This is a genomic window from Aliamphritea spongicola (assembly GCF_017051665.1).
GTDB lineage: Bacteria > Pseudomonadota > Gammaproteobacteria > Pseudomonadales > Balneatricaceae > Amphritea > Amphritea spongicola.
The window spans coordinates 1-286 of sequence record NZ_JAFIDL010000111.1; the positions used below are offsets into that span (position 1 = coordinate 1).

The window sequence follows — 286 nt, forward strand, 5'->3', positions numbered from 1 at the left end:
ACGGGAAATTATCTTCGGGTTCAACTTTGAAGTGAATCGTAAACCGTTCAGGTTTATTTTGGAGAAAATAATTTAGAGGAACGGTAAATATTTCCTTTACTTCATCAGGATTAGGGTTAAGCGTTACACCGGGTGCGATCGTACCAACGAATGGATAGATGATCCGGCGTCCCAGAGGTTGCTTTATCTCATCCAGTGGTTTTACATGACTGATTGCTTGCTCTGAAATTCCTAATTCTTCGCTCGTTTCCCGGATGGCACAGGCTAGAGGGCTTGCATCAGACGG

At 44.1% G+C, this 286-nt stretch carries 1 protein-coding gene; it reads right to left on the reverse strand.

From position 1 onward, the window contains the following. Positions 1 to 286, reverse strand: a 286-nt coding sequence (locus JYB63_RS22955) for an NUDIX hydrolase (protein WP_205660234.1), incomplete at both ends; no start/stop codon positions are given.